Origin of the sequence: Shimia sp. (assembly GCF_041624275.1) — a bacterium.
In the GTDB taxonomy this organism is placed as follows: Bacteria; Pseudomonadota; Alphaproteobacteria; order Rhodobacterales; family Rhodobacteraceae; genus Shimia.
In genome coordinates this window covers 1-3,440 of record NZ_JBFJVE010000248.1, presented here as the reverse complement: position 1 = coordinate 3,440, position 3,440 = coordinate 1, and the positions used below count along the sequence as shown (strand labels likewise).

At 66.6% G+C, this 3,440-nt stretch carries 4 protein-coding genes; 2 read left to right on the top strand and 2 right to left on the bottom strand.

Annotated elements, in window-relative coordinates:
* A partial coding sequence (locus tag ABZD10_RS14510) for a putative quinol monooxygenase (RefSeq protein ID WP_372887568.1) occupies positions 1-267 on the top strand: 267 nt, incomplete at its 5' end.
* 9 nt (positions 268-276) lie between these two features.
* On the opposite strand, the gene ABZD10_RS14505 is transcribed toward ABZD10_RS14510, so the two are convergent.
* Entirely contained in the window at positions 277-897 is a 621-nt protein-coding gene (locus tag ABZD10_RS14505) for a LuxR C-terminal-related transcriptional regulator (RefSeq protein ID WP_372887567.1), read from the bottom strand.
* Between the two features lie 153 nt (positions 898-1,050).
* Positions 1,051-2,313 carry a phosphoribosylamine--glycine ligase gene (purD, locus tag ABZD10_RS14500; protein WP_372887565.1) on the bottom strand — a complete coding sequence of 421 codons (1,263 nt, stop codon included), beginning with the start codon at positions 2,311-2,313 and terminating at the stop codon, positions 1,051-1,053.
* 75 nt (positions 2,314-2,388) lie between these two features.
* Here purD and xseA point away from each other — a divergent pair.
* Positions 2,389-3,440: exodeoxyribonuclease VII large subunit (gene xseA, locus ABZD10_RS14495; protein ID WP_372887563.1), on the top strand; the 1,052-nt coding region annotated here is incomplete at its 3' end.

Below are 3,440 nucleotides of genomic sequence, written 5' to 3'. Positions count from 1 at the left end.
GTGCCGCAGGACAGGCTCGACGCAGTTCGCGCGGCGCTGAGCGAACATATCGCCCTGACCCGCGCCGAGCCGGGGTGCATCGCCTTCCAAGTCACCGAAGATCACCGCCATCCGGGGCGCTTTGTGGTCTTTGAACTGTTCGAGAACCGCGCCGCCTTTGACGCGCATCAGGCGCGCACCCGGGCCTCTGCCTGGTTCGCGCTGACCCGGGACATGAAACGCGACTACCGTGTCACGACGGAGGGCACGGATGAAGAAGGCGCCTGAGCCCGCGCCTTAGCGGGCCGAGAACTGGTGCCCGGCATTGATCACGTGGTCGCCGCCGATGTCGCCCAGCGACTGGAACAGCGCCGCGGTGTTGCTGGCGCCGAATTTCTTCAGCAGCTTGGCGCGGTGCACCTCGACGGTGCGGTTCGACATCTTCAGGATGCGGGCGATTTCCTTTGAGGTCATGCCCTCGCTCATCAGCGAGAAGACCTCGCGTTCGCGCCGGGTCAGCTGCTGATAGGGGCGGGTGTCCGAGAGGTCGGCAAAGCTCCAGACCGCACGCATCAGCGGATCTTCGGGGGTGAAGGAATGGCCGCGCACCCGGCACCAGAACATCTCGCCGTTCTTGCGCATCATCACCCGTTCGTCCCAGTAGATGCCGCCTTCGCGCAGGCAGTCGACACCGCGATTGCGGATATTGGCGAACTCTTCCTGGCTTGGATAGAGGATGGCGAAGGTCTGGTCGCGCAGGTCCTCACGCCCATAGCCGAACATCTGGGCAAAGGTCTGGTTGCAATCGCGGATCACCCGGTTTTCGGTCACCACGATGCCGACGGGGACAAAATGGAACGCCAGTTCGGTGAAATCATGGCTGGCATAGGCCGCGTCGATGGATGGCAATTCGGACATCGGCCCGCACTCCGCAAATCACTTCTGCGCACAGGTTACTGTCAGCGGCAATGGCAGGCAATCGCGCAGGCCGGCAATCTGCGGGCCGGGCCAAGAACGACAAAGCCCGGCAGGGGCTGCCGGGCTTTGTTGCACCTTGGTCAGGCGTCGGGCTCAGAGCGCCCGCCAGCCGATGTCGCGGCGGAAGAACCCCTGCGGCCAGTCGATGGCATCGACCATCCCATAGGCGCGGTCGCGGGCTTCCTGCAACGTGGCCCCCCGCGCGGTGACGTTCAGAACCCGGCCACCGGTGGCGGTGACGGCCCCGTTGACGGCGGTTGTTCCGGCGTGGAAGACCATGTTGCTGCCGTCCTCGGGAAGCGTATCCAGACCGTTGATCACGGTCCCTTTCTCGTAGGAACCCGGATAGCCGTTGGCAGCCATGACCACGGTGATTGCATGGTCGTCGGCCCAGTTCACCCGCGCCTCGGCAAGGCGTTCTTCGGCCGCCGCATGCATCAGGTCGAAGGCCTGCGCGCCAAGGCGCATCATCAGCACCTGGCATTCCGGATCGCCAAAGCGCACGTTGTATTCCACCAGGCGCGGCTGGCCGTCCTTGATCATCAGGCCGGCATAGAGAACCCCCTGATAGGGTGTGCCCTGCCGGGCCATTTCATCGATCGTCGGCTGGATGATCTGCTGCATCGCCTTTTCGGCGATCTCGTCGGTCAGCACCGGCGCCGGAGAATAGGCCCCCATGCCGCCGGTGTTGAGGCCGGTGTCGCCTTCGCCAACCCGTTTGTGATCCTGCGCGGTGCCGATCGGCAGCGCGGTCTTGCCGTCGCAGAGGATGAAGAACGAGGCCTCTTCGCCCTCCATGAACTCCTCGATCACCACCTCGGCGCCGGCCCCGCCGAAGGCGCCGCCGAACATGTCGTCGATGGCCTCGAGCGCGGTGGCCTCGTCCATGGCCACGATCACGCCCTTGCCGGCGGCGAGCCCGTCGGCCTTGACCACGATCGGCGCCCCCTGGTCGCGGATATAGGCCTTGGCGGCCTCGGCATCGGTGAAATGACCATAGGCTGCGGTGGGGGCCTTGGCCCGGTCGCAGATTTCCTTGGTGAAGCTTTTCGAGGCTTCCAGTTTCGCGGCTGCGGCCGAAGGGCCGAAGACCAGCACCCCGGCCTCGCGCAGACGGTCGGCCACCCCGGCCGCCAGCGGCGCCTCGGGGCCGATGATGACGAAGTCGATGGCGTTTTCTTCGACAAAGGCGCAGACCACCCCGCCATCGTCGATATTGATGCTGGCGCAATCGGCGATCTGCGCGATCCCGGCGTTGCCCGGGGCCACGATCAGCTTGTCGCATTTGGGGTTCTGCATGACCGCCCAGGCCAATGCATGCTCGCGGCCACCGCTGCCGAGGATGAGGATGTTCATGAAAGATGCCCTTCTGCTTGGCCTTCGTTGCCCCGCGTTCTAAGCTGTGTCGCACAGTTCCACAAGCGAGGCCAAATGTCCGACCTGATCGACGCCGCGAACCCGGGCGAAAACGCCCCGGAATTCTCTGTTTCCGAAATCTCCGGCGCCCTGAAACGCACCATCGAGGGCGCGTTTGGCCGGGTGCGGGTGCGCGGCGAGGTGGGGCGGGTGATGCTGGCCCGCTCGGGGCATCTCTATTTCGACGTCAAGGATGACCGCTCGGTGCTGGCGGCGGTGAGCTGGAAGGGCCAGGTCAGCCGGCTGACGATCCGCCCCGAAGAGGGGATGGAGGTCATTGTCACCGGCAAGCTGACCACGTTCGGCTCGCAGTCGAAATACCAGCTGAATGTCGATGACGTGGCGGTGGCCGGCGAAGGCGCGCTGATGGCGATGCTGGAAAAACGCAAGAAACAGCTGGCCGCCGAAGGGCTCTTTGCCGCCGAGCGCAAGCAGCCCATTCCCTATCTGCCCGAAATCATCGGTGTGGTGACCTCGCCGACCGGCGCGGTGATCCGCGACATCCTGCATCGGTTGCGCGACCGCTTCCCGCGCAAGGTGCTGATCTGGCCGGTGGCGGTGCAGGGCGAGCAATGCGCGCCGCAGGTGGCGGCGGCGATTCGCGGCTTCAACGCCCTGACCCCCGGCGGCGCCCTGCCGCGTCCCGACCTGCTGATCGTGGCCCGTGGCGGCGGCAGTATCGAGGATCTCTGGGGCTTCAACGAGGAAAGCGTGGCCCGCGCCGCCGCCGCCTCGCAGATCCCGCTGATCTCGGCGGTCGGGCATGAAACCGATACCACGCTGATCGACTATGTTTCCGATCGCCGCGCCCCGACGCCGACGGCGGCGGCGGAAATGGCGGTGCCGGTGCGGCGCGACCTTTTGGTCTGGACCGGCGAGCAGGGCAACCGCCTGACCCGCGCCCTGAGCGACGCCCTGGCGCGGCGCGAGCAGCGGCTGCGCGACCTGTCGCGCGCCCTGCCGCGCGCCGAGACGCTGTTGCAGGGGCCGGCCCAGCGGCTCGACGCGGCCGGCGAGTCGCTGCCGCGCGCCCTTCAGGCCGGGGTCCAGCGCCGCCGCCTGCGCCT